This window comes from Methanocaldococcus vulcanius M7 (assembly GCF_000024625.1).
In the GTDB taxonomy this organism is placed as follows: Archaea; AGJL01; Methanococci; order Methanococcales; family Methanocaldococcaceae; genus Methanocaldococcus; species Methanocaldococcus vulcanius.
On sequence record NC_013407.1, the window covers coordinates 244,929 to 271,891 of the forward strand.

Here is a 26,963-nt window from a genome sequence, read left to right on the forward strand (position 1 = left end):
TTATCTTTGTTTCAACTTCCCAGCACCGAATTGTATTTTAAACCTCAACAATTTTGACATCTTTGCTTAAAATTGCTCTACCTTCTCCTTTTTTTACAACTTTTCCTACTTCAAAAGCATAAACTTTATTTTTTCTAAGTTCTTCTATTAAATCATCTTTATAATCATTCTTTGTGGAAATTAACAAACCACCAGCTGTTTCGGCTCCGTATCCATCCAATAACGCATGTCCAAACATTTTACTGAGTTCGGGCGTTCTTTTTATACATGGAAGGAGGTTTATCTCAATTAGCACGTTGCTATTCTTTGCCATTTCATTTGAGTGGCCAAGGAGTCCAAATCCTGTTATGTCGGTAAGAGCGTTTGCTACTTTATCTCCTACTTTTTTTTCTGCATTCCTTAAAGATTTTAACGCATATCTGTTGGAGGTTGTCATCAACTCTATTGCCTTATTTATTATGTAGTTCATTTCCTCTTCATCTATGCCGATCAGTTCTTTGTAATCGTCAGGAATTCTTGAAAGTGCCATTGCTGTCTGAGTTCCTAATGGCTTTGTTAGAATTAAAACATCTCCTTCTTCTGCTCCTGCCTTTGTCAAAACCTCTTCTTCTTTTCCAACTCCGGTTACTGCTCCTCCAATCAGTGGCCATGGATTCATTATTGTATGTCCTCCTACGATCGTGGTGTTGTTCTCTCTGCAAAAGTCCTGAAATCCATTCAGCATTTTTTTGACAATATCTATGGGAAGTTTCTCTGGAATGCCAAGTATTACCAAAACACCGATTATATCTAACAAACCCATTGCGTAAATATCGCTTGTTGAGTTGCATGCAGCTATTTTTCCCTGTATGTAAGGATCGTCAACGATCGGTGTAAAAACATCTACTGTCTTAGCAATAACCAATCCATTCCTTTTTATAACTGATGCATCATCTCCAAGTCCAACAATTATATTTTTTTCAGCGAGATCTTCATCTAAAATGATTCCTTTTACTAAGTATTCCAATTCGGTGCTGGGAAGTTTACAAGCTCATCCATGAAGTTTAACTAAACTTGTTAATTTTATATCTTTTTCTTTTTCAACCATGATTTCACCCATCAAAAATATATATAAATTACAATCTACAATTTTGGATCTATAAAATAAAGCATAATAAAGTATGTGAATATATGAGTTTTATGGTGTCTATCTTACATATTATCAATAAAATTGATGGCAGTATAAAATACTACCAATTAATTTTTTTAATCAGGTTTTTGGTATTTAAAATTTTAATTGATGAAAAGAGTTAATGAAGATTTAAAACTCATATCCGCAAACTTTACAAAAGTTTTTTAATATTTCACTTCCATATTCGGTGTGAGCTACTTCGGGATGAAATTGAACCCCATATATTGATTTAGACATATGTTTCATTGCTTCGACTTTGCATATGTCTGAATGAGCCAAGATTTTAAAATTTTTAGGAATTTTTTTAACTTCATCCTTGTGTGATGCCCATGCTTTAAATTTTTTTGGAACATTTTTAAAAAGATCGTCTTCTTCATCAACATATATCTCTGTTAACGCATACTCCTCTGCCTCTGCTCGTCCTATCTCTCCTCCATACGCCAATGCAATAATTTGATGACCTAAGCATATTCCAAGAATTGGAAGTTTGGCGTTTAATGCAATATCTATACATTGTTTTGCCTTTTCAATGTTAGGTCCTCCACTTAGTATAATTCCTTTTATATCTTCATTACTCTCTATTTCAGTTAAAGGGGTTGTGTTTGGAATTATTTTAGATGGAACTCCAAGATATTTTAAAGATCTATGTATTCTGTGAACGTATTGTCCTCCGTTATCTAAAATTACTATCATCATACTCACCCATTCTTTTTGTTAATCAGACATATACTCTTGTATGTTTTTAAGCTTTTTCTGTATAATGAAAACTGGGAGAAATATTTTCAGTAAAAACAGTAAAAATAAAAAATTAAAAAACACCCATGCTAAAAAATGATAAAACATAAAAAATAAAACATAAAAAAGAAGTTTAATTTTATTTAAAGTTTTTATACTTTTTATACTTTAAACTTACTTGCTGATTTTGCCAAGTTATCTGCTATTTTAGCTACTTTTTCAGCAGCTTTACCGATTTCTTCTATAACTCCGTTTAGTTCTTCTGTTGATGCGGTTAACTCTTCAGCAGTTGCAGCAAACTCTTCAGAGATTGAAGCGACATCTTGCACATCTCTTAACGCTGCTTGTATATTATCTACTGCTTTTTGAGCATCTTCTTTTATTTCCTCTATTTTCTCCATTGCTTTATCAACTGCCTCTTTTATTTTTAAGAATGCGTTGTTAACTTCATCTATTGCAACAACTCCTCTGTCAACTTCGTCTTTTCCAGTTAATCCTAAATCGATTGTTTTATTTATTTTCTCTTGTATCTCGGATATTGTCCTATTTATATCATCTACGGATTTTCCGATCTCTTCGGCTAAACTCTTGATCTCACTTGCAACAACAGCAAAACCCCTTCCTGCCTCTCCAGCTCTTGCCGCTTCAATAGAAGCATTTAAAGCCAAAAGTCCTGTTTGCTCAGCAATATCCTTAATCAAGACGGTTATTTCGTTGATCTTCTTACTTTCTTCTCCAAGTTCTTGAATTGCTTTTCCTAATTCATCAATAACGTTTGCTATCCTTTGCATTGTCTCAATTGCATGCTCTACTTTCTCTAATCCTACTTGTGAGCTTTCTTCAACGTTTGTTATTGCTTCAACTCCTCCTATCGCTGAATCATAAACACCTTTTGCAATTGTTGTAACTTCTTCTAATTCTTGTGTTATATCTTGGAGTTTTGTTGATTGATCAGTCGCGGCGGTAGCTACTTGATTTGTAGCGTCTGCAACTTGATCAGAGATCTCTCTTGCTCTATTTAGCTCTTCTTCAACATTGTGGATTTCTTTATTAACTTCTGATACTTTTTCTTTTAACTCTTTGATCATGTTTGCTAAGTTATCAAGTGCATTGTTTATAAGTTTGTAGATCTCAACTTCCTCTCCGTTTTCCTCTTTTAATCTTACTGATAGATTTCCATTAGCCACTTGCCTCATAACATCAGTTATTGTTTCAAATATCTTTTTAATTTTCTCTTTTTCTTTTATTTGCATTTCCATATCTTCTTTTAAGTTCTGAAGGACTTTTTCTATATTTCTATATATTTTCCCTATTTCATCGTTGCTGAATTTTACTTTTGGTTTTACATCATACTCTCTATTTGCTAATTTGCTTGATATTCTCTCTAATTCTTTTAGAGGAGTTAGTATAGTCCTATTTACCACTATTATCGATAGAATTCCTAAGACAATTCCTAAAATTGTGGATCCTATTGCAAGATCATTAACAAATTGTATCTTATCGTCATATATTTTTTGATATAACATAACTGCATTGTTCATCTCAGTTAGTAGTTCCATGTTATGCTTTTCTAAATAACTAAGTGCCTCTTTAAACTGAGGATCATCTGGATTTTTAGTGCAGATTATCTGAATATTTTTATAGAATGGTTCCCACATCTCCTTTACTTTTAATAATTGCTGTTTTACTTCATCAGGAGCAGGAGGAATTCCAAGTTCCTTATTACCATATATTAGATTATTAAGCGTAGTGTCAAAAAGTTTCGCAGTTTCATTTAACGTTTTTCTATATTTCTCATCACCTGAGGCAACCATAAACGCCTCTTTCGTCATTTTTTGTATTAACATTCTTTGCTTTCCAGCTATATTTATTATCTTTCCATCATTCTTCATCGATTGATGGACATAAACAACCGTTAACGAAAGCCCCACTATTATGATAATTAAAATTGATAGAATGCTTAGGATCTTTGTCCTAACAGAGAGATTTTTCATTAATATCCCCCCTTCTCCCCCGATCCACTCCGGGTTTATCTTATTACATTGTCTTTTATCTTCATATAAACAAGCATCCGAATATATCTACCCACTTATATTACCTTATGTATCTTCTATTTTTTTGACTCTGAATTTTAAAAATTTCGAGAGAAAAATGCTTAGGGGTATATTCATTTATTTTTGGGAATAATCCATATGTATATTTTTTGAGTATGTATTTGTGTAGGTAAACGAAAAAAATGCAAAGATATAAAAATTTTATAAATAAATTTTTTTGTATTGGTAAATACATTATAAGATCGGTGCGTAGATCATTAAAACCAAAAAATTTTTTAATTTTTAATGACATAATTGATCATTCAAAAAGGTGAAATCATGGGGGACTCAGACACGATGAAGATAGTAGTGTTTAGGTTAGGAAGTAATGAATATGGATTAAAAGTTGATGAAGTTAGAGAAGTTCTAAAACTTCATAAATCAGACATAACTCCTCTACCCAACGCTCCAAGTTATGTCGTGGGGGTTACAAACATAAGAGGAGAGATCACTCCAATTATCGATTTGAAAGGAAAATTAGGGGTCTATGAAAACCCAGAAAATGAAAAAGACGAAAAATTAGTTATGGTAATTGAAATAAATCAGCAAACCTTTGGAATACTGGTTGATGGAGTTAACGATGTTATGCAAATTAGCCAAGAGCAGATAACTCCTGTTTCAACTATAAAAAAAGCAACTGCGGGAGGGGATTATATTGATGGAATTATAAAACTGGATAATCGATTAATAATCTTACTAAATATATCAAGTTTGTTGGATGTAGAGTTCTAATCTGTCATAGTTCATTCATAATTAACTCATAACCAGCTAAAATTACAAATAATAATCAAATGCAATATTCAAAATAGAAAATAAATCATAAAATAAAATCAAATTAAGATAAGGGGGAGGGATCATGGCATCAAAAAAGATCAGAGTGTTGGTAGTGGATGATTCCGCATTTATGAGGAAAGTTATCTCCGATATATTAAACTCAGATCCAGAGATTGAAGTTATAGGCACTGCAAAAGATGGGGTAGAAGCTGTCGAACTTGTTCAAAAATTGGAACCTGATGTTATAACGATGGATGTAGAAATGCCAAGAATGAACGGATTAGAGGCCGTGAAAAAAATAATGGAAATAAAACCAACACCAATCGTCATGTTATCTGCTCTAACAAAAGAAGGATCTAAAATAACATTTGAAGCACTCGAAGCAGGAGCAGTGGATTTTATTTCAAAACCATCAGGAAGTATATCGTTAGATATAAGGAAGATAGGGGAAGATATAATTAAAAAGGTTAAACAGGCAGCAAAAGCCAAAGTAGTTAAAAAGATCTCAACAACAAGACATAAACCAACAACAATTAAAGAAGAGAAAGAAGAGAAAAAAACACTACCACAAACATCTGAAGAATTAACAGTTCCAGATAGTAAGTTAAAAGAGATGTGTGTAATAATCGGCTCTTCAACAGGAGGACCACCAGTAGTTACGGAAATTATATCAAAACTTCCAAAGAGAATGCCTCCAATATTTGTGGTTCAACACATGCCTCCTGGATTTACCAAGTTATTCGCTGATAGAATAAATCAGGTCTCAAAACTTAATGTTAAAGAAGCGGAACATGGAGAAAGAGTTATGCCTGGCTATGTTTATATAGCTCCTGGAGATTACCACATGCTCTTAACAAAAAGAGGGGAAAATGTTTACATTTCCCTTGACAATAAAATGCCAAAAGTTAACGGAACAAGACCAGCTGTTGATATAACTGCGGAATCTGTTGCCAATATATACGGTGGAAAGTCGGTGGGGGTTATTTTAACAGGTATTGGGAAAGATGGGGCTTATGGATTTAAAAAAATAAAAGAAAAAGGAGGAAAAATTATAGCCCAAGATGGAAAAACATGTGTTGTTTTTGGAATGCCTAAGGCCGTTATTGAATTAGGGATAGCTGATTTGGTCCTCCCCCCATCAGAAATTCCCGAAGCGATTGTGAAATTCTGCAAAGAGATCTTGGGGGGATAATCTATGGAGGACATGATGGAAGAGTATTTGGAAATATTTGCTGAGGAGGCGGAGGAGCATATTCAAACAATTAACGAATGCCTCCTCGAGCTGGAAAAAGACCCTTCAAATTTAGATCTAATTAACCAGATTTTTAGATCAGCTCATACGATAAAAGGGGGAGCGAGGACAGTTGGTTTATCCCATATATCGGACTTAACCCATCATATGGAGGATATTCTTGATTATGTGAGAAATGGTCAAATTCCCGTAACATCTGAAATTATAGATTTGCTGTTTAAGTGTTTAGATGCGTTAGAGACGATGCTTGAAGAAGTGAAATCTGGGGAAACAGAGACATCTGTTGATGTTGATTCAATAATTAATGAGATAAAGCAAATGAAAGAAAAATATCTAAGCGGGCAGGGAGGAAGTGAGCAAAAGGAAAAAGTAGAAAAAGGAGAGAAGAAAGAAGAGGAACAAAAAAGTGAAGAAAAAACAGAAGAAAAGAAAGAAACGAAAAAGATAAAAAAAGTTAAGATAAAATATAAAAATCCAAAAACCACAGTAAAAATTAAAAAAATAATTAAAGAGAAAGAAGAAGCCGAAAAATCAGGGGAAGAAAGTGTGGAAATAGAGGAGATTATTGGAAGCATAAACAAATCTGTTGAAATATTTTACACATTAACAGATATTGTTAACGATCCAGATTTGAAACCACTCCTCGAAAAGATCAGAGATTTTGTTAATAAAATATCTGAAAAGAAACTAAAAATAAATGAAAACGTCTTAGAAACGTTAAAATATATAACGAAGGTTCTTGAAGATATAGCCAGAGGATTGGAGCAAGGAAAAACAGTCAAAGAAGTTGGAATTAATATTGAAGAAGTTAATAAAAAGATAGAAGAAGCGGAGTCCTCATCTCAGGAAGAAGTGGAGAAAGAGATAGAAATCGAGGTAGAATTAGATCACGAGAAATTCGATTTAAGTGAATTTGTCGATATTATAAGGGAAAAGATAGAACAAGGTTGGAAGTTATTCCACCTAAAAGCAAAGGTTGAAGATAACTGCCCCTTAAAATCAGCAAGATTGTCAATGATCTTAACAAGATTAAAAAATATTGGGGAAATACTTCTTTCAATCCCTACGGAAGGAGAACTAAAAGAGCAATCATACGAGGAACTTGACGTAATGTTCTTATCAGATAAAAATATTGAAGAGATTAAAAAAGAAGTTGAAAATGTTCCAGAAATTGACTATGTTGCAGTGGCAGAGGTTGAAATAGAGTTCGAAGAAGAAGAAATAGAAACTCAGGAGGATGTTGAAGTTGAAGAAGAAGTTGTGCCAGATGCATATAAGATCGTGGTTATACTTGATGATGAATGCCTCTTAAGGGCTGTTAGAGCATACATGGTTATAAAAGAGCTTCAAAATATTGGAGAGATCGTTAAGACAATACCTGACATTGAAGCGATACAGAATGGGGACTTTAACGGTTTAAAATTTACTGTATTCTTAAAACTAAAAGAGGGTTATGAAGTAGACGATATAAAAGAAGTAATAATGAGAGTTCCTGAAATAAAAGATGTCCAAATAACATCTCCAGATGAAAAAGAAGAGAAGAAAGAAGAAGAACAAAAAAGTGAAGAAAAAACAGAAGAAAAGAAAGAAACAAAAGAGCAGAGTAAACCAGCACCAAAAAAACCATCTACTAAAAAAGAAGAGAAAAAGTCATCTCAAACTATTAGAATAAACATTGAAAAACTCGATAAACTTATGAATCTTGTTGGAGAGTTGGTAATTACAAGAGCAAATTTCTCACAGATCGCTAATAAGTATCAATTAAAGGAACTAAACAATGCTATAAACAGATTAAGCATGTTAATAAATGAGCTTCAAGAGGAAGTAATGGCGATGAGGATGATTCCTGTCGCATATGTTTTTAACCGATTCCCAAGGATGGTTAGAGACCTTGCAAAAGCCCTCGGAAAAGAAGTGGAGTTTATAATGGAAGGAACAGATATAGAACTGGATAGGACAGTGCTGGATGAATTGGCAGAGCCGTTAGTCCATCTTATAAGAAACGCATTAGATCATGGAATAGAACCGCCAGAAGAGCGAGAAAAAGTTGGAAAACCAAGAAAAGGAACATTAAAATTAATTGCTCAAAGGGAGAGAGATCACGTCAACATAATTGTGGAAGATGATGGGAGAGGAATAGATCCAGAAGTTATTAGAAGGAAGGCCATAGAAAGGGGGTTAATAACAGAAGAAGAAGCTAAAAAACTTTCAGATCATGAAATAATAAACTTAATATTCATGCCAGGTTTTAGTACAGCAGATAAGGTTTCGGATGTTTCAGGTAGAGGAGTAGGAATGGATGTTGTTAAGACAAAGATAGAATCACTCGGAGGAACAGTTGTTGTTTACTCTGAAAAAGGAAAAGGAACGAGAGTTGTGCTAAAACTTCCACTAACTATGGCGATCATAACCGCATTACTAATGAAATTAGATGAACAAATATATGCAATACCAATAACGAGCGTATTAGATGTAACTATGATAAACAGAAGTGATATTAAGAATATCGAAGGAACAAACGCTATCATATACAGAGATGAAATAATTCCAGTGATCTGGCTCAAGGACTTTTTAGGAATGCCATATTTAGGAGAAGAGGAAGATGAGTTAACGATCGTAGTGATTGAGAGAAGCGGAGGAAAACTTGGAGTTGTGGTTGATGAAGTTATAGGAAGAGAGGATATTGTTGTTAAATCGTTAACTGGAATTTTAAAAAATATTCCGGGACTTGCAGGGGCTACAATTCTCGGAGATGGGAGAGTTGCATTGATATTGGATTTGAGTAGTGCTTAATTGATATTCTTTCCTTTTCATCTGCCTATTCCTCTTTTTTGAATAGTAATTTTAAATGTATTAAAAATGTAAAGTGGGTTGTTATTATGGTAATTAAAGTTAGGATTGGGGGTTTGGAAGTGGCAAGAAGTCCAGAGGTATTGGAAACACTACTCGGCTCCTGTGTGGCAATAATGCTCTATGATACAGGAAAAAGGATCGGAGGAATGGCACACTCAGTCCTTCCAGAAACTCGCGAAGAAAATGTTAGAGACCCGGGAAAGTATGTAAACACAGCCATTCCTGCACTTATAACAAAAATGACGATCGCAGGAGCCAGAACCAATAAACTTATTGCCAAACTTGCTGGAGGAGCAGCAATGTTTAAAACAAATAATAGTAATATGAATATAGGGGCCAAAAATGTAGAAATGGCAAAAAAACTTTTAAAAAAATATGGTATTCCACTTAAAGGAGAAGATACTGGAGGAAATAGAAGCAGAATGGTAAAATTTTATTTGAGAGATGGAAAAGTTGAGGTTAGAAGAGAGGGAAGAATAATAACAATATAAAATAACAATATAACATAATAAAACAATAATAACAATAACAAACGCTATAACAATATAACAATAATAACAATATATCATAAATAACCAATATTTTACTGTATTAATAATTTAGATTAACGGGGAGATAATGAGGTATATGAAGATTATAATACCAAAAAAGTTCTTAAAAGAAGTTGAAGAGATTTTAAAATGCAACAATGCATACTCCATATCAATAATACAGCCACTAAAAACATCCATAGATGATGGGATAATAATAACATGTAATGCTGAGGCAAAAGATGCTGAAAGTATCGTTTTAGAATTAAAAAAACTTGGTTTAGGGGAGAAAGGCCATGGAAGTGTAACAATAATGCCTGCAAACATAACATTCTCCTGCAGAGATGAAGGAATGGCATCAACAACCTTATCTCCTCTTGAATTGTATTACAAAGCAAAAACAATGGTTAAGATAACTAAAAATGTAATAATAAAGGTTATTCTTGCAAGTATAATGGGGGTTATTGGATTGATAGAGCATAATATTCCAACATTAATAGGTGCGATGATCATAGCCCCTCTGGTTGATACGGTTATGGGAAGTGCAATTGGAACCGTCTTAGGGGATAAAAAACTCTTTATAGAAGGAATGAAAAAAGAACTAATATGCTCAGGAGTTGTTATTATTTGTGCTTTAATTCCAAGTTTGTTTTTTGTTTCAAAGGGCTTAGTTATGCAGTATTTATCAGAAACATCAATATTACTAAGTGCAATTGTAGCAATAATTGCAGGCATCTCTGGAGGAATGAGTATTGCCAGTGGAAAGGACTATGAAATTATAGGAGTTACGATAGATGTCTCAATATTAATTCCTGCCTTATTGATGGGAATGGCTCTTGCGACCGGAGATCTGTATTTAATATATATAACTTTTATTTTACTGGCTTTAAACATTATATTACTTGACATTGGAGGGTATATTGGCCTGAGATACAAGTTAGGAAAAAGTAAGTCATTAATTAAATAATTAAAATAATTAATTAAATATCCTCCATTTCTGTTATTATATAGTTTCCATCTTTTCCCTCAAATCCTCTAACTAAAAACGTCTTACCATTTAGTTTTAAGCAGATCTCTCTAATTGTGTCCTCTATTCCATACTCTTCAAGCATATCTAATATTCCGGGCATAAACTGCTCCAACGTATTTGGAGGGATGTAGCATCTTTTAGAAGATGTTCCAAAGTGGATCTTCCCAAACACTTTAATTTTCACATCTACATCTTCTGGCTCGATCTCTCCACAGTTCTTACAGATATAGATTAATCCTCTCGGCTTTATTTTTGTTTCTACTATTCCTCTACATATCTTACAGTAGTAGTTTACAAATATCGTTGATTGTGGAACTTCTAAAATTGCAGGCACTTTTACTTCTAAAACCTCTCCTTTATTGAATAATTCCTCTTTTGGAATTTCTGGAATTTCTCTTGGATATTTAATACCCTTAACCACCTTTTCTATAATTCTAACACTTTTCTCTTCGGTTATTATTCCAAATATCTCATAACATTTGCCTTTTTCTAATGGGATTGTGGTTATAAAGTTTGCAACACCATCCTTATCTACCATAGTTCCAATATAAAATACAGACCCTTCTTCGCTTTCTCTTCTCCTAATATCCACTATCTTAGCTTTTGTAAGTATTTGAGACCTTGGAAGTAGTGATTTTATCTTGCCCAATACCATAAACTATCACCCGAAATTTTAAATAATATTAATATTAAATGTTCATTATTCGATAGTTAAATAGGAAAATTATCTTCCCTTAATGGTTATTCTTCAATAACCCCCTCTTCTTCATTTTCCTCTTCGATCAATTCAGGAGCCACTCTTGGCAAAACAACTTCATCTATAAATTTTTTATGAACGAGATATTCCTTAGGTTGCACTATTACAGGCATATCACTCAACGTTAAGGAAATAGATTTTCTCAATTCCCCTTCTTCATTTCTAAATTCAACTAAACCAAATCTTACAAACCCTCTTATAAACATTCCAGTGAATATTTCTGGATTTGCTTTTATTCCAAATAATCTCAATCTTCCCCATCCATAACCGTCAAATATTCTAAATATTGTGTAATCTTTCCCAGTAGACGTTTTTTTATGCTGAACTCCAACGACAATTCCCACTATAATTCCTTTCTGTATTGGAACGCCGTTAATATCTAAATACGTTATTCTCTCGTCGTCTTCATCTATTCTTTTAATGTATTTAGCCCTACAAATTGAAAGAGGGATTGGAACAGCCGTTCTCATTTCCTGACCTTTAACAACTTTTAGATCATCCAAATTTCCTACAAAGGTTATGTCCTTTTTTGGAAACGGTTCAAATATTCCAGTTATTCTTTCATAATCATCTGCTCTAATTAACAAATACGTTTCTTCTAAATTTTCAACCCCCTCATCTGTATATACCGTAGAATATCTAACAATTTCAACTTTATCATCTTCGATCTTTATTCCATACCTTACCATGATCCCACCTGTAATACTTGATAATAATAATTAATTGTATCATATGAATCATTCTATAAATCGAATTATATATACCTTTCGCATAATTAATAAAACACTTAAAAAATATTAAAAATTAAAAAATCGAAATAAAGTAATTATTTAAAAATCATTTAGATTGGGATTAATTTAGCACTCACTTTTTCATCTAAATACAATTTCATTATTGATCTAATATTACACCTTGGAACTGTTGGAGATCCCGGATTTAACAATAAAATATCTTTACAATCATCAATAAAAGGCGTATGCGTATGTCCTGAGATTAAAACATCAACCCCCATTTCCTTACCAAGCAATCTTAATTTTAACCTATCTCCTCGGGGAAATACTTCATCTCCGTGAATTATCCCAATTTTTATATCATTTACATCCAATATTTCCTGTTTTGGTAAATTTAAATAGTCCATATTTCCTTTAACGGCTATAACATCAGCAATATCTCCCAACCACTCCAAAACATCTTTGTCCGTTATATCTCCACAGTGAATTATTAGATCGACATTAGAAAACTCGTCAAAAACGATCTTTGGCAATTCCATAGCTCTATCATAGATATGGGTATCAGAAATGATTCCAAAAAGCATTAATGATCACCACTGAGAAGTTATGAAAAATCATAATATATATGAACAAAAATTCAATACGTTAAAACCATTACAGAAAATAAAGCCAGAAATAATACGAAATAATAGTTATAGAGCGAAATCATATCGATTAAATAAATTAAAATAACAAAACTAAAACTTCGAAGGAAGAAAAAATTTCGATCATATTAAAGAAAAGTGGTGTGCATGGCTTCCTTGGGGTGGGTATCTCTCCCAGACCTCTCCTTGACCCCAGACCTCTTCTCCGTCCCGCACCCCCGTGAGCGCCGACGTCCTGCCTACCGTTGCTCCCTTCCGGGCCTGGCGGGGTTCGGCAGGTAAAGGGGGTTATCCCTCCCCTACAGGAGGGACTCCCCCTCCGCCGAGCCCCACGGGACGAGACCTCATCGAGAGGCCTGGGAAGGAGAGGACGGGAGAGTATACCGCCCCCAAGTTTTCGGCCCCCGCATAAGGGCGATTTCGGGTTACAGGGGACGCCCAACCCCCCGGCCTAGCCATGCACACCGATTATATATATAGTATGATTATTTATATATAGTTTGTGGTCATCTTTATTCCAGATTTTCTATTAATTCATACTTAATCCACAATGCGTTTGACTTATTTTTTATCGTCTATCAAAAAATCGTTTATTTTTTCACATAGTAGTATAAAATCCTCTTTCTTATGCCCTATGTTTATACTAACTCTTATTCTCTCAGATCCCTTTGGAACTGTTGGGTATCTTATCCCAACACAAAAGATATTATTGTCTATAAGATGTTGAGCAAGAGACATAGTTTTTTCTCCAAAAATAAAAGGAAAGATCGGGGTTATATGTCCACAATTTATATATTTATATTTTTTGAATATTTTATTTGCAATGTTTATTTTATTTTGAAGGTTTTTAACAACTTCCCCTTTTTCTATAATCTCAAACGCTTTAATACACCCTTCTACTACATGAGGAGGAAGTGCAGTTGAGTATATAAAACTTCTTGAAGTGTTTATTAAATAATCAATAACCTCCTCAACTCCACAAACAAATCCACCTAAACCTCCCACCGCCTTTGAAAGGGTTCCAACTTGCACTATATTATCTGAGGGCTTTATGTTGAAGTGTTTTAGTGTTCCTTTTCCATTTCCTAAAACTCCTGTTCCATGGGCATCATCTACGATAAGAACTGCATTAAATTCGTCTGCAATTTTTTTTAATTCTTTTATTGGAGCAACGTCTCCATCCATACTAAAAACTCCATCGGTTATGATAAATAAATTTCCTTCCTCATATTTACGCCAGTTTTCTTCTATTAGGTTTAATAGATGGGAGATGTTGCAGTGCTCATAAATTAATACATCAGCCCTGCTTAACCGACATCCGTCTATTATAGATGCGTGATTTAATTTATCACTTAAAATTAGATCTCCTTTTTTACATAATGCAGATATAACTCCTACGTTTGTGGCATATCCAGAAGAGTAAACCAGTGCCCGTTCTGTTTCTTTAAATTCAGCAATTTTTTCTTCGAGTTTTTCATGATTTATATTGCCGGAGGTTAATCGAGATCCTGTCGAGCCAGAACCATATCTCAACCCATTTTTTACAGCATTTAAGATTTCAGGATGTTTTGATAGGCAAAGATAGTCGTTAGAAGAGAAATCAATAAACTTTCCATCTTTGACTTTTAGAGTTCTATAAAGACCAGAATTCTTTATATTATTTAATTCCTTTTTTAAATGTTCTCGAAACATAGTTCTCACTAAAATCTCTTCATCTTTTTTAACTTCTATTTGATTTCCTGTTTTTTACTTTATTTAGGTTTTAATTTTATTACAATTTATTGTCGTTATCTTATTATACATGGCTTATTTTCTAATTTTTCAATTAATTTTTTTATATTTCTGTCATCTTTTATAAAAAATACTCTACCTCCTGGATCTCCTTCTCTTTTTAGATTAGTTATTCTAAAATACCCCTTTTTAGTTGCAACATATCCCGTAGTGTAATTTTTGTTATCTGATGTACATAACTCGGCTAACACTCCGAGATGAATAACTTTTGAAGCTATTGCGATCGCGTCTACTGTCCTTTCTGTCCCTAAATTTTTAGTTAAAATTTCATTTTTTAAGCTCTCAGAGACATCTATATTCTTCACTCTAACTCCTCGCTCTTTATCAGGATCTAAACGTTCTCCTTTTAAATTTAGCAGAGCTGCACCTCTCATCCCTCCTCGATCTATAATTTCAAACGCCTGTAAAATGATCTCTTTCGGAATTCCTTCATTAATTAATATTTCAATAGCTTTTTTTCGAGCTTCTTTTATGTTTTTACAAGGTATTGTTATTATTGGAAGATGATCGATGTATTCTATCTCCCCAACGATTTTCTCTACTTTTATATTTATAAAGTCAGGCGTTCCATTTTCATGATTTAATGCCCTTTTGGTTAGATCTTTAACAACTTCTTCGATTTTTTCTTTTTCTACTATCCTCTCCGCCCCTGAGATGTGTTTACCATTTTTCGATGCTCGCATTTTTATACTATACATAATACACACCCATTTTGGGCATAATACTAAATATCCTAAACTTAATTATACCATAAAAATTATCATAATTATAGATTATAGTATATTGTATAATTTGTCTTAAACTGTTTTTTGTATAAATGTTGCATATATAGGATGGAAGTAATAACGATTAAAATGATTAAAAATTCTTTTTGTTATTATCTTCCTTATCATCTTTATTAGTTCTATTAATTATTTCTATTGTTCTTCAATAATAACCTGGGTGATTTGGTGTGGAAGAGTTTTTAAAAAGATCTCTAAGGGGAAAGTTAACTCTTGATGATGCCCTCTACCTGTATAAAAATTTTAATGCAATAGATCTCCTTTATTTAGCTTTTAAGGTAAAATTACATTACAACAACAATAAGCAGAAGGGAATTAAATTATGCTCAATAATCAATGCAAAGAGTGGAAAATGTAAAGAAAATTGTATTTTTTGCTCCCAGTCCATTTACAATAACTGTAAAATTCCTGTTTACCCATTAAAATCTAAAACAGAGATTTTAGAGTATGCAAAAAAACTTGTTGAAGAGTGTTGTAAAATTTCTTCAACCATGGAGTATGGAACATTAATTGGATCTGAAAGCTCCAACTTCAAGAAGATAAAGCGTTTTAACATGAGATCTCCTCTACAGATAGAGAGATTCAGCATAGTTTCAAGTGGAAAGAGTGTTAATGATGATGAATTTGTGAAAATTTTAGAGGCAATATACTTAATAAAAGAAGAGACGAATTTGAAGGTTTGTTGCTCTCTTGGGCTTTTAGATGAAGAAAAATTATATGATTTAAAAAAATTAGATGTTAGAGTTCATAACAACTTAGAAACATCAAAAGATTTCTTTAAAAATATCTGTTCTACTCATGGCTATGATGATAAAGTAGATCTAATCAAAAAATGTAAAAAACTTGGATTAGAAGTTTGCAGTGGTGGAATTTTTGGACTTGGAGAAAGTATAGAGGATCGGTTAAGTATGGCTTTTGATCTTAAATGTTTAGGAGTAGATAGTGTTCCAATCAACTTGCTACATCCAATTGAAGGGACAAAAATATATCAAAAAATAAAAAATCGAGAAATAAAACAAATAACGGTATCGGAAGCACTGAAATCTATTGCACTATTTAAGTTGATTCTACCTAATGCAGAGATAAGGTTAGCTGGTGGAAGAATGTTAAATTTAGGAGATTTTCAATCATACGCTTTGCTTGCTATTGATGGATTGATGATTGGAAACTACCTAACTACTAAGGGAAGGTCTTTAAAGGATGATTTAAAAATGATCTTTGATTATATTCAACTGTCAAATAATTTTTATTAACAGATTTAAATTAAAAACTTAAATAATGATTATAACATTATGAGGGGTAGAAAAGCCATGAGATATGATTTTCACACACATACAATTTTTAGCGATGGAGAGTTATTACCTGCCGAACTTGTAAGAAGAGCAAAGGTCTTAAAGCATAGGGCAATAGCAATAACAGATCATGCGGATTTTAGCAATTACAAGGATCTTATTGAGAAAACAATAACTGCTAAGGAGAATTTAGAAAAATATTGGGACATAATTATTGTTGTAGGTGTAGAACTAACTCACGTTCCTCCAAAGGCAATTCCAGATCTTGCTAAAAAGTGTAAAGATCTTGGGGCAGAAATTGTCGTGGTTCATGGAGAGACGGTTGTAGAGCCAGTAGAGGAAAAGACCAATTATTATGCTTCCATTTCTGAGGATGTAGATATTTTGGCTCATCCTGGATTTATCGATAAAGAAGTTGCCGAAAATTTAAAAGAGAATGATATTTTTGTTGAAATAACATCAAGAAAAGGCCATAACATAACTAACGGCCACGTGGTAAATGTTGCGAGAAAGTTTAATTTAAAGACATTAATTAATACCGACACCCATTCCCCAGATGACTTGATAGATTTGGAATTCGCGAAAAAGGTTGGTTTAGGAGCAGGCCTAACAAAAAATGAATTGGAGAAAACCCTTATTCAATACCCAAAAGAACTCTTAAAAAGATTATAAAATCCAATATTAAAATTTTAAAATTTTTTGTTTGATTTATCATTTTACATATTTTTACGGTTAAATACATATTAAAAACATTCCAAAGATATTTATTGTAAAAACTTCAAAGTTTATAATATGGGTAAATAAAATTTTACCCAGATAAAAATATTTATAATCTATTATTGAAGGTGAGCTTATGCCCATTCCTCCAGACGTGGGAACCGCAATTATCTGGCTGCTTTTGATCGGTGCAATACTGTATCTTATTGTAAGATGTCAAAATCATGAAGGAGAAAAGTTAAAAAATGATGAATTATTAGAAGAGATCCGAGCCCTAAAGGAAGAAATTAAAAAACTTAGGGAAGAGTTAAAAGAGTAAATTTAGGAGGAGGATCGTGAGCGAGGAAATTGAACGGAGTTTAAAGATGTTTAAAGCTCTTTCTCATCCTACAAGGTTAAAAATATTGGCAATGTGTTTAGATAAAGAGCTTTCAAGTAAAGAAATAAGAAGATCTCTTAATATTTCTAAACCTCTTTTAATTTCCCATATAAAGAAGTTGGTAGACGCTGAGTTGTTAGAGTGTAGAATTGAATTTGACAGAGAAAGGTCAATACTGAGAAAGTATTATAAAACAAAAGAAGATTTGATGATAGATCTTCCGAATCTCTTATACAAAATAAAAAAACAGTTAAATTAAGTTGATTTGGAATATTTTTCTTTTGCTTCTTTTATTTTTTCCAACAGTATCTTTAAATCTGTCTTTTTTGTGATATCTTTCTCTACTTTTAAAAGTTCCTCAACTTTTCGTTCGAGATCTTCTAAACTTTCCGCTTCTTCAAAAATCTCTTTAATATAGTTTATGTTTGAAATGTAAGGTAGAACATCAAACATCAGCAGTTCAATCTCTCTTTTTTGGTTCATACCTATCCCTTATTGCAATTTCTCTTACGATATGAGTTATTTGCTTTTCTAATGCATCAACTTTTGAGTATAATCTATAAATTAAATAGAATAACACGACCATGGATATATAAATTAATGCATCAGTTCCTCTTCCCACTCCCAAAAAGTTTGCAAGATAACCGAAACATTCTGGAAATAGTAAAAATATAACAACAGAACTCCAAATAAATATCCAGAATATCCCTTCATTCATATTTATATTTCTTTTTTTTATCTGCATGATAACTCTCGAAAGAGCAAATAATGCAAACACTACTCCAAATATTTGAATTGGTTCCATATCTTCTATCCTCCACAAGGTTTATATTTTATCCAAAACCTATTATTATGTTTATATGCTTATTAACTTAACGACGGGTATATATATGCAAAAAATTATATATAATACTTCTAACAAATTAAATCTTTGATTTCCCTTAGTTGACATATTAATTTAGATCATTAAAGTTGGAGCAATTGATTCAATAACAACAAAAAATAGTATTATAATAGTATTAGAATTAAAATAATGATATTATAGTTTTGTTGTTATAGTTTAATAATAAGATGGCATAAAAATAATAACATCACATAATAATAAATAATAAAAGTAAATAATACGTAATATAATATCATATTTGTTTTTAATGTTTAAGAAATTTTGTTTATTTTTATTTATGGGGACGTTGGATATGTAGAGGCAAAACAATGTGTGGTTTAAATGGCTAACGCAATGAAAGTTATTGAGATGTTAAGAATTATTGACAACAGAGCCAAGTTCATGGGGATTAAATTAACTATGATGAAAAACTTATTGGAGAAGTATAAGGATAATAAAGACCTTCTTAAAGAAGTTCTGAAATTAACGGAAGGGACTCGACTTCATGATTTGATATTGGAGGCATATCCTCCATTGGAGGAATTAAAAAGAGAAATAAAAGAAGAAGAACTTGAAGTCAAAAAAGAACCTGAGATCTCCACAAATCTACCTAAAAAGGATTTCTGTGTATTTGAGGGGAGGGTTTCCCTAATTGCCTACATAAAAGAATATTTAAGAAAATATTACCTTGGAAATAATGTAAAAAAGATATTCTATGAGATTGGAAAGGATTATGCTATAAGATTGGGAATAAACAGTTATGAAGAGATGATTAGATTCATGAACGAGGATTTTGGAGAGGTTAGTATAGAACACTGCGAACCGTTGACTATAATTGTAAAAAATAATAAAGAGTGTAAAAATTGTAAGGCATCAGAGCCGATCTGTTATTTAACTGCAGGATTTATTGCTGGATGTTTGGAAAATATGGTAAATAAGTTATATCTGGTTGAAGTAACGGAAGAAAAATGTCAGGCAATTGGCGATCCTTTCTGTGCATTTATTGCAAAAAAATCGATAAAACTGAGTTAAACTATTAAAATTTTATTTTACCACATATGAGTTTATAATTTTAATTAGCGTCCTCTTTCCACATTACTGCAAAATCTTTCAATGCGTTTTTTACTCTATTTATCTCTCCCTCAATGATTACCTTATCCTTTTCATCGCTGTATTCAAATATAACACCATGCCACTCTCCTAAATCGCTTAGTCGCTCAATCTGTATCTCTTTTTGAAGTTTTACCCTTACTGCTTCAACTTTACCTCTCTTTTTAACTTCTTTGTTATAGTTGCTTTTACTTATCGGAAATCTTACATTCAACTCTCCTCTAACTGCCTTCATCATTTTATTTAAATATTTTTCAGTTAACTCTGCATCACACAAACTAAATAGTTGCGATTGCACAAAATTCAACTCTCTTTCGACATCCGCAAGGGTCTTTATCGAGACGTGAGGGTCTAAGAGGTAGTAGGAAAGGAGAGAATTGGCTAACCTAAGTTTATCAAAAACAATTTCAGGCACTTTTACCCCTCTATTGACAAGCTCAGCTGATAACTCAGACAGTACTACCCACTGTTTGTCCAAGTTTCTAACGTCTTTCATTCCTTTAACCTCTCAATATATCTTTTTAAAATTTGCTCACTATCATAGTTAAGTTTTACGTTCATTTTATTAAACTCTTCTTTTATTTTTTCTATATCTGCCTCTTTATCTATAAAGAATACTTGATAACTCATTGTTGATACTATATTAAATATAGCAACTTTGTCCTCATCTCTTAGTTTTCTCTTATCGATAGCAGCTCTAACTTTCACAAAGTTTTCCATTTCACTATTTAGTGCTTCTTTAACTGAGAGAATAGAAATCAGTGTTGCTGTAAATGTATGATCGCATTCTGCCATATTTAACCCCTCAATAAAAAGAACTAATAATTTTGTTTTATTATCCTTATATCCTAATTATATTTTTATTATTTTATTATTTTTTCTTTATACGTATAAAAGGTTTTTTGTCTCGGTTTCTTTCTTTTTTAAGGTGATTTGAATATAATAATATATCAAAAATATAATTAAAATCAAAAATTAAAAAAGATAAGATCAAAAAGAAAAAAAGGTTTATTCTTCTTCAAATCTTATCTCCTTTTCGGGAAGTATGTAAAAAACATAATTCTCTCGTTTTGATGGAACTTCTTTTAAAAATAAGACAATTCCATTAACAGGAGTATTTGCAAACCTAACATCTCCTTTCTTACTTTGTAGAGCAGCAACTCTATGCCCTTCAAGAACTCTACATCCAAAATCCACGATAGGATAAACCTTATAACCCTCAGCAGGGATCTCCAATAACCGAGTTCCTTTTTTAATATAGGTTATTTGCTTAATTCCTCCAACTTCATACTCAATAAGCATATCCCTACTAACGGTTCCCATTAAAATATAGTTATCAAAATCATCGTATATTACTTGATATAATATTTTTCCTTCTCCGCAATACTCTTCTTCCTCATCTAAAAATCTTATAACCTTACCATCCTCCTCTACAACAACTTTCCTATTTTCATGTTTTTCTGCATTTTCTACATACAACCTTGGAATTTTCATACACTCACCCAAAAAAGGTTTTAAAGATTAAGATTTTAATAAATCTATTTTAATGAATTTTTAATGAATTCTACTTATTATAAAATCAGCTAAATCCTCTAACACTTTTCTTCTTTCTTCATCGAAAATCTTTAAATAATTTTTTGCTTCCTCGGTTTTTATTTTCATTAATTCTTTTGCATATTCTATCGAGGGCTTTAATATCTCTATCGCCTCTTTGATCTCTTCTTCTCCAATATTTTTATTCCCTAAAATTTCTAATAATCTTCTCTTTTTTTCTTCATCAAGAGTTTTTAACGCATGAATAACAATGATCGTTTTTTTACCTTCCCTTATATCGCTCCCAACGGGTTTACCTATTTTATTTTTATCTCCTATAAGATCTAATACGTCATCCTGTATTTGAAACGTTAAACCAATTCTTTTCGCATATTCTTTTAATGCAGTTTTTTCCTCTTCGCTACAATCAGCCATTATTGCTCCAATTTCAACAGAGGCCTCTAATAAAGCTCCTGTCTTCTTTCTAATCATTTCTAAATATTCTTCCATAGTTGGATTGTAGTTTTCAAACTTCATATCCATTGCCTGTCCTTCACAAACCTCAACACATGCTTTTGAAAGAATTTTTAAAACATCATGTGCCTTTTTACTATCTTTTATATTTGAAACTGCTTCAAATGCCTTAGCATATAGGAGATCTCCTGCAAGTATAGCAATTGGCTCACCATAAACAACATGAACTGTTGGTTTTCCCCTTCTTTCATCATCGTTATCCATTATATCGTCATGAATTAACGTGTAGTTGTGTATTAGTTCAACAGCAGCAGCTGCAGGAAGTATTTCCTCCATATTATCTTTTTTTAGATTGTAGGTTATAACTGTTAAGTAAGGCCTTAATCGTTTCCCTCCCGCAAATAATAGATGTTTTGAGGCATTATATAGTTCATCGTTTTTATCTACATATTTTTTTAGTTCTTCATCAATTTTTTTTAAAATTTCTACATCGAAAAGCATTTTTTCACCTCACAGTTTTATCAAAGGCGTTATACAGATTATTATAAAAGATTATGTTTAAATTTAATGAAAATCATAATAAAATGTGAAGTATTAAAGATTCAAAGATTCTTAGATTATTCTTTCAAAGCTTAAACACTGCCCGTTTCTCAATAAATGAACATCTTCTCCAAGTCGATAACCTTCTTCTTCTGCTAATTTTGTATATTCAGCAGTTAAGTTAAAGTCCCCATGTGAAGGAATTATATGCTCTGGATTTAACCATCTTAACATATCTCTGTGATCTTCTTTTGATGCGTGCCCAGAGACGTGAGCTCCTTTGAATATCCTAACCCCCAATAACTTTAATCTTGATTCTAACATGTATCTTTGGGCTGCGTTCATTGGATTGGGAATTGGATCTGCTGAAAACACAACACAATCGTATTTTTCAAATTTATAGGGTGTTTTATTAGTAGCCATTCTTGATAATACAGCCCCCTCTTCTCCTTGGTGTCCTGTAGCTATAATTAAATATTTATCTTTTCCTTCTTTAACGATATTCTTTAGAGCCATCTCTATTGAACTTGGATCTCCATAAATCCTTAAATCTTCTGGAAACTTAACTAAACCAATATCTTGGGCTATTCCACAAAATCTCATCATACTCCTTCCTAAAAGGATAGGTGTTCTTCCCATCTTTTCCGCAATATCTGTAATCGATTTTATCCTTGCTATGTGGGATGAGAATGTAGTTACTATAATTCCGTTTTTATCGTTATCCGCTCCAAGTAAGTCATTTTTTAGTAGTCCTGCTGCTATGATTTCTGGAGGAGTTTTGCCTTCATGATTTATTCTTGTTGTTTCAGATATAAAGCAGAGAACTCCATTTTTACCAACTTTTTTTATTGCTCTATAATCAGGCCTCTCACCAACAACTGGAAAGTTATCAAATTTAAAATCATTTCCGTAGACGATAGAGCCGTAAGGAGTATGTAAGACAGGTAAAACAGAGTCCGGAATACTATGTGTAATTCTGATAAATTCTAATGTTATATTTGGGGTTAGATCAATTGAATCCCCAGCATTTAAAACTATAAGAGGATTTCTTACGTCAAATTTTTTCTCACTCAATATTTCCCTTTTAACTAACTCAATTGTATAAGGTGTTCCAATAATTGGAGCGTTGTATCTATGGGCTAATTTTGGAATCGCTCCGATGTGATCTAAATGTCCATGAGATAAGACAATTGCTTTAACTTCTCCTTCAATGTTTTTCATGACTGTATCGTTTGGAATTATACCCTTTTCAATTAACTCTAAGCTATGAAGCTTTGATATATCGGTATCTTCATGAATCAAGACCCTATCTAACCTTATCCCCATATCTAATATTATAATCTCTCCATCTACATTAACTGCCGTCATATTTCTACCAACTTCTTCATATCCACCAATAGCAATAATTTCCAATTTCACGTTATCATCTCCCTATTTTGTTTTATTTTTTTAATTTTGATTATTTTTATTTTTTAGAGTTATTTTCATTTCTTGATTATTGGTTAATCTATTAAACTATATATTCAATTATATTATAAATCTGTAATTTTTAATTTAATCTGTTCAAATGAAATAAACAACATAACAACAAAGGTTAAAACGACAAATTCAACAAGATCACAGCTTAATTTCAACAAGTAATAAACCAATAACCTTACACAAATTATATGCGACTTTTATATAATTTAAACGAATCAACGTGCAATAGTGAACAATAACAAACAATAATAAACCAAAACATTTATAAATTAAATTTTTATTAAACTTTTTTATCTATCTATCCAATCTTTTAACGTTCCTTTAATTATATAAGGTGTTTTTTTAAGCTCAATAATATTTTCAGCACCAACTAAAAACATCGCTATTTTTAACTCTTTTATATAGTTCTCTAAGACATTAACAACCTCTTCCCAACCCTTTAAACTTGCTTTCAGTATAGGCAGAGCAACTGAACAGCAATCACAACCAATTGCTATACACTTGGCTATATCCAATCCGCTTCTTATACCTCCAGAGCCGATAACTACTCTATCATAAACACTTTTTACCTCAAATATTGAAGCAGCAGTAGGAATTCCCCAATCAGAAAACTTTTTAAGTAATTTTTTTGTATTTGCATCTTTAACTCGATAAATCTCAACCTTTGCCCATGAAGTTCCTCCACTTCCTTGAATATCTATTGCATCAAATCCAATCTCTTTTAAGATCAATGCATCTTCTCTTGAAAAACCTTCTCCTACTTGTTTTGCGATGAAGGGTATATTTTTATATTTTCTTTTGTAATTGGTAATTACATTTTTTATCTTTACCATATTTTTAAAGTTTAAATCCCCCTCTGGTTGAATTATTTCCTGCAAAGGATTAAAATGTATTGCCATAGCATCAGCATCTATCATCTCAACTGCTCTATCTACTATTTCCTCATCCCACTTATCAACGATAAAATTAACTGCTCCTAAATTTCCAATAACAAGATTAGATGTGTAATCTCTAACAATGCTATATGTTTCAATTAGATCTTCATTAACAATCGCGGCTCTCTGAGATCCGACACCCATTCCTAAACCAAGTTCTTCAACCGCTTTGGCTATATTTTTATTTATTTCCTTTGCTTTGCTATGCCCCCCCGTCATTCCAGAAACAATAATTGGGGCGGATAATCTTTTTCCAAATAGTTTTATTTCCGTCTCTATATCATTAAAATTAACTCCACATGTTCCTCTGTGGACTAATTCCACATTTTCAAGTAGAGTTGTTTTATCATACTCTACATCACAATAACTACATAAAAATATATGTTCTAACTTCCTAATTTCTATCTCTTTTACACTACTTTCGTTATTATCCATAATTTCACCAATACAGTATATAAATATTTGGTGCCTCGCGAGGTTTTTAATAAGATTAAAAAGAAACACTTTTATAAAAACATTTGGTTTATTTTAAAAAATTGAAGAATAAGCTCTTTACTTAAAAATAAAAAATATATCAAAAGTCAAATTAAAACCTTTTTTCAAGAGATCAGATCAAAAATTATCGAAAATCATAACAAATAAGATAATTTGATCATAAGAACTAAACATAAATAATAAAAATAAAAAATAAAAAGATAAATTAAAGATAAACAATAAATATTAATGTATAAATGATACTTAAAATAATTAAATTAAAATTCAATACTTAATATAAAAATCTAAGGTTAAAAATTAATCAACATATAATAAAATAAAAATATAAAATTTATTCAAGCATTCCTAATTTCTTTAAAACTGGATCAACTGGGATCGCGTGAACGCTAACAGCCAAATCCTCTGGCTTCATTCCAAACGCTAAACCCAATAATTGACTTAAATGTAGAACTGGCAATTTATATTCTTCTCCAAATTTCTCCTTTATCTCTACCTGCCCTCTATCAAACTGTAAGTGGCAGAATGGACAGACATTAACGGTGCAATCAGCCCCTACTTCAAGCATATTTATAATTTTCTCTCTTGTCATATCTAATGCAGTGGTTAAAAATCTTGATCTGACTCCTCCTCCAGCTCCACAACACATTAAGTAATCCTTATAAATTACTGGGTTAGCTCCAGTGGCTGAAACGATCTCTTCCAGTAGTTTTGGTCTCTCTGGAGAGTCAAGGTGTTTAACATCAGCAGGTTTTAAAAAGTGGCATCCGTAGTGAATTGCAACATTTAAAGCATCTAATGGTTTAACCACTTTTTCTTTGATTTTATCAACACCTATATCTTTATATATAAGTTCTGCAAAGTGTCTGACTTTTGTGGTTCCCTTGTATTGTTTTCCTATTTTATCCAGTTTTTCGTTTACAAAGTCCAATGCTTCTTTATTCTCATGCAAAATGTGTGCTGCCTCATACAGTGATCCATAGCAACCATTACACACCGTTACAATATCTAATCCTAACTCTTCAGCAATGCATAGATTTCTTGCTGCTAAGGTTAGCCATGTCTTTTGATCAAAAGAACCAAAAACTCCCGGAGCTGGACAACATGAAGCCCCTGGCATATACTCTAACTCAACTCCTAATTCTTCCATAACTATTTTTGTCGCTTTTTCAACTCCTGGGTATCTGTGGGGCATTATACATCCTAAAAAAAACGCATACTTCATATTATCACCAACTGTTTATTATTTCATTTTATACTCTATAATTATTTTTTCTTTATTTGTTTTATTTTTTTAATTTTGATTATTTTTATTTTTTAAAGTTATTATTCTTTTAAATCCATTTTTTCCCAATCAAAGGCAATCAACTTGTCAAATTCTAATTCTTTAATTAATGTTCTAACTTCTTCTAAATCCTTCTCGCTAAATTGAGCAGTTGGGGACTTTGCTGGTAAACCAAGTTTTCCTCTTAATTCAACAACCTGTTTATTTGCTGGAACAGCATGTCCAAATCTTAAAACATAAGAAGCAGTTTTTCTGTGTGATAAATCCATATTTCCTTTCTTTGCAGCAACATTTCTTAGTGTTTTTATAATTTCTGTTATCTTTACATCTCTTGGACATCTTTCATAACAGGTGTAGCAAGTTGTGCAGTACCAAATATCATCAGTGTCTAAAACATCATCTAAACCTAATAAAACCTTTCTTAATACCTTTCTTGTTCTATAAGCAGTTCTTCTACCGCTTGGACAGCTTCCAGTACAGGTTCCACATTGATAACATGCTTTAATCGAGCTTACAACACTTTCTCCTAAAACTAATTTTCCTGCTTCGATAACTTCATTTATTAGATTTTTGTTCACTTTTTCCATATTTATAACTGCCATAATATCACCCAGTCATATTTTGGAATAAATCTTATATATAATTAGAAACTTCGAATACGAGTATTAGATAAATGTAAAATACATAGTTATCTAACTGTT

At 32.0% G+C, this 26,963-nt stretch carries 28 protein-coding genes and 1 other RNA gene; 10 read left to right on the forward strand and 19 right to left on the reverse strand.

What is annotated here, in order from left to right; genetic code table 11:
- Positions 1-37: 37 nt before the first annotated feature.
- The 3 genes from selD to METVU_RS01265 form a co-directional block, all read right to left on the reverse strand.
- Positions 38-1,087, reverse strand: coding sequence for a selenide, water dikinase SelD (gene selD, locus METVU_RS01255; protein WP_012819664.1), 1,050 nt, complete (start codon positions 1,085-1,087; stop codon positions 38-40).
- A 213-nt stretch (positions 1,088-1,300) separates the two neighbouring features.
- On the reverse strand, positions 1,301-1,864 hold the full coding sequence (locus METVU_RS01260; protein ID WP_012819665.1) for a GMP synthase subunit A: 564 nt from the start codon (positions 1,862-1,864) through the stop codon (positions 1,301-1,303).
- A 203-nt stretch (positions 1,865-2,067) separates the two neighbouring features.
- Positions 2,068-3,900 carry a methyl-accepting chemotaxis protein gene (locus tag METVU_RS01265; RefSeq protein WP_012819666.1) on the reverse strand — a complete coding sequence of 611 codons (1,833 nt, stop codon included), beginning with the start codon at positions 3,898-3,900 and terminating at the stop codon, positions 2,068-2,070.
- 378 nt (positions 3,901-4,278) lie between these two features.
- Here METVU_RS01265 and METVU_RS01270 point away from each other — a divergent pair, with 378 nt between their 5' ends.
- The 5 genes from METVU_RS01270 (at position 4,279) to METVU_RS01290 (ending at position 10,375) form a co-directional block, all read left to right on the forward strand.
- Positions 4,279-4,731, forward strand: a complete 453-nt coding sequence (locus tag METVU_RS01270) for a chemotaxis protein CheW (RefSeq protein WP_012819667.1) — start codon at positions 4,279-4,281, stop codon at positions 4,729-4,731.
- 124 nt (positions 4,732-4,855) lie between these two features.
- Positions 4,856-5,965, forward strand: coding sequence for a protein-glutamate methylesterase/protein-glutamine glutaminase (locus METVU_RS01275; protein WP_012819668.1), 1,110 nt, complete (start codon positions 4,856-4,858; stop codon positions 5,963-5,965).
- 3 nt (positions 5,966-5,968) lie between these two features.
- Complete coding sequence (locus METVU_RS01280; protein WP_048196669.1) at positions 5,969-8,818, forward strand: chemotaxis protein CheA; 2,850 nt, start codon at positions 5,969-5,971, stop codon at positions 8,816-8,818.
- An 86-nt stretch (positions 8,819-8,904) separates the two neighbouring features.
- On the forward strand, positions 8,905-9,369 hold the full coding sequence (locus tag METVU_RS01285; protein WP_012819670.1) for a chemotaxis protein CheD: 465 nt from the start codon (positions 8,905-8,907) through the stop codon (positions 9,367-9,369).
- A 127-nt stretch (positions 9,370-9,496) separates the two neighbouring features.
- On the forward strand, positions 9,497-10,375 hold the full coding sequence (locus METVU_RS01290; RefSeq protein ID WP_012819671.1) for a TIGR00341 family protein: 879 nt from the start codon (positions 9,497-9,499) through the stop codon (positions 10,373-10,375).
- Between the two features lie 13 nt (positions 10,376-10,388).
- On the opposite strand, the gene METVU_RS01295 is transcribed toward METVU_RS01290, so the two are convergent.
- From METVU_RS01295 to METVU_RS01315, 6 genes are all read right to left on the reverse strand, one after another.
- Complete coding sequence (locus tag METVU_RS01295) at positions 10,389-11,093, reverse strand: hypothetical protein (RefSeq protein WP_012819672.1); 705 nt, start codon at positions 11,091-11,093, stop codon at positions 10,389-10,391.
- Between the two features lie 86 nt (positions 11,094-11,179).
- Entirely contained in the window at positions 11,180-11,884 is a 705-nt protein-coding gene (locus tag METVU_RS01300; protein ID WP_012819673.1) for a hypothetical protein, read from the reverse strand.
- Positions 11,885-12,036: 152 nt separating this feature from the next.
- Entirely contained in the window at positions 12,037-12,510 is a 474-nt protein-coding gene (locus METVU_RS01305) for a metallophosphoesterase (RefSeq protein WP_012819674.1), read from the reverse strand.
- 204 nt (positions 12,511-12,714) lie between these two features.
- Positions 12,715-13,032, reverse strand: an RNA gene (gene ffs, locus METVU_RS08850) — signal recognition particle sRNA.
- A gap of 99 nt (positions 13,033-13,131) precedes the next feature.
- Positions 13,132-14,262: an 8-amino-7-oxononanoate synthase gene (gene bioF, locus METVU_RS01310; RefSeq protein ID WP_012819676.1), complete on the reverse strand. Its 1,131-nt coding sequence runs from the start codon at positions 14,260-14,262 to the stop codon at positions 13,132-13,134.
- A 95-nt stretch (positions 14,263-14,357) separates the two neighbouring features.
- On the reverse strand, positions 14,358-15,059 hold the full coding sequence (locus METVU_RS01315; RefSeq protein WP_012819677.1) for a 6-carboxyhexanoate--CoA ligase: 702 nt from the start codon (positions 15,057-15,059) through the stop codon (positions 14,358-14,360).
- Positions 15,060-15,313: 254 nt separating this feature from the next.
- On the opposite strand from METVU_RS01315, the gene bioB reads away from it, so the two are divergent.
- The 4 genes from bioB (at position 15,314) to METVU_RS01335 (ending at position 17,790) form a co-directional block, all read left to right on the forward strand.
- Entirely contained in the window at positions 15,314-16,396 is a 1,083-nt protein-coding gene (gene bioB / locus METVU_RS01320) for a biotin synthase BioB (protein ID WP_012819678.1), read from the forward strand.
- A 57-nt stretch (positions 16,397-16,453) separates the two neighbouring features.
- Positions 16,454-17,107, forward strand: coding sequence for a histidinol phosphate phosphatase domain-containing protein (locus METVU_RS01325; protein WP_048196671.1), 654 nt, complete (start codon positions 16,454-16,456; stop codon positions 17,105-17,107).
- A gap of 181 nt (positions 17,108-17,288) precedes the next feature.
- Positions 17,289-17,471, forward strand: coding sequence for a hypothetical protein (locus METVU_RS01330; protein WP_012819680.1), 183 nt, complete (start codon positions 17,289-17,291; stop codon positions 17,469-17,471).
- A gap of 16 nt (positions 17,472-17,487) precedes the next feature.
- Entirely contained in the window at positions 17,488-17,790 is a 303-nt protein-coding gene (locus METVU_RS01335) for an ArsR/SmtB family transcription factor (RefSeq protein ID WP_012819681.1), read from the forward strand.
- Here the strand turns inward: METVU_RS01335 and METVU_RS01340 are convergent.
- Positions 17,787-18,014, reverse strand: coding sequence for a hypothetical protein (locus METVU_RS01340; RefSeq protein ID WP_012819682.1), 228 nt, complete (start codon positions 18,012-18,014; stop codon positions 17,787-17,789). The genes METVU_RS01335 and METVU_RS01340 overlap by 4 nt on opposite strands.
- Entirely contained in the window at positions 17,992-18,336 is a 345-nt protein-coding gene (locus METVU_RS01345; protein ID WP_012819683.1) for a DUF2304 domain-containing protein, read from the reverse strand. The genes METVU_RS01340 and METVU_RS01345 overlap by 23 nt, the downstream gene beginning before the upstream one ends.
- A gap of 420 nt (positions 18,337-18,756) precedes the next feature.
- Between METVU_RS01345 and METVU_RS01350 the strand changes: the two genes are divergently transcribed.
- Complete coding sequence (locus METVU_RS01350) at positions 18,757-19,446, forward strand: V4R domain-containing protein (protein ID WP_012819684.1); 690 nt, start codon at positions 18,757-18,759, stop codon at positions 19,444-19,446.
- Between the two features lie 40 nt (positions 19,447-19,486).
- Here the strand turns inward: METVU_RS01350 and METVU_RS01355 are convergent, their stop codons facing one another.
- The 8 genes from METVU_RS01355 to hdrC all read right to left on the reverse strand — a co-directional run bounded on the left by METVU_RS01355 (position 19,487) and on the right by hdrC (position 26,864).
- Complete coding sequence (locus METVU_RS01355; RefSeq protein WP_012819685.1) at positions 19,487-20,020, reverse strand: DUF2096 domain-containing protein; 534 nt, start codon at positions 20,018-20,020, stop codon at positions 19,487-19,489.
- Positions 20,017-20,319, reverse strand: coding sequence for a DUF749 domain-containing protein (locus tag METVU_RS01360; protein ID WP_012819686.1), 303 nt, complete (start codon positions 20,317-20,319; stop codon positions 20,017-20,019). The genes METVU_RS01355 and METVU_RS01360 overlap by 4 nt, the downstream gene beginning before the upstream one ends.
- 213 nt (positions 20,320-20,532) lie before the next feature.
- A complete protein-coding gene (locus tag METVU_RS01365) occupies positions 20,533-21,018 on the reverse strand; it encodes a DUF2118 family protein (RefSeq protein ID WP_012819687.1) in 486 nt (161 codons plus the stop codon).
- A gap of 60 nt (positions 21,019-21,078) precedes the next feature.
- Positions 21,079-22,032 (reverse strand): polyprenyl synthetase family protein, encoded by a 954-nt coding sequence (locus tag METVU_RS01370; RefSeq protein WP_012819688.1) that lies wholly within the window; start codon positions 22,030-22,032, stop codon positions 21,079-21,081.
- A 111-nt stretch (positions 22,033-22,143) separates the two neighbouring features.
- The gene (locus tag METVU_RS01375; RefSeq protein ID WP_012819689.1) at positions 22,144-23,490 is read right to left on the reverse strand and encodes an RNase J family beta-CASP ribonuclease; all 1,347 of its coding nucleotides are present in this window, start codon (positions 23,488-23,490) and stop codon (positions 22,144-22,146) included.
- A gap of 350 nt (positions 23,491-23,840) precedes the next feature.
- The gene (gene fni, locus METVU_RS01380; protein ID WP_012819690.1) at positions 23,841-24,920 is read right to left on the reverse strand and encodes a type 2 isopentenyl-diphosphate Delta-isomerase; all 1,080 of its coding nucleotides are present in this window, start codon (positions 24,918-24,920) and stop codon (positions 23,841-23,843) included.
- Between the two features lie 391 nt (positions 24,921-25,311).
- Positions 25,312-26,202 carry a CoB--CoM heterodisulfide reductase subunit B gene (hdrB, locus tag METVU_RS01385; protein ID WP_012819691.1) on the reverse strand — a complete coding sequence of 297 codons (891 nt, stop codon included), beginning with the start codon at positions 26,200-26,202 and terminating at the stop codon, positions 25,312-25,314.
- A 101-nt stretch (positions 26,203-26,303) separates the two neighbouring features.
- The gene (gene hdrC / locus METVU_RS01390) at positions 26,304-26,864 is read right to left on the reverse strand and encodes a CoB--CoM heterodisulfide reductase subunit C (protein WP_012819692.1); all 561 of its coding nucleotides are present in this window, start codon (positions 26,862-26,864) and stop codon (positions 26,304-26,306) included.
- Positions 26,865-26,963: the final 99 nt, after the last annotated feature.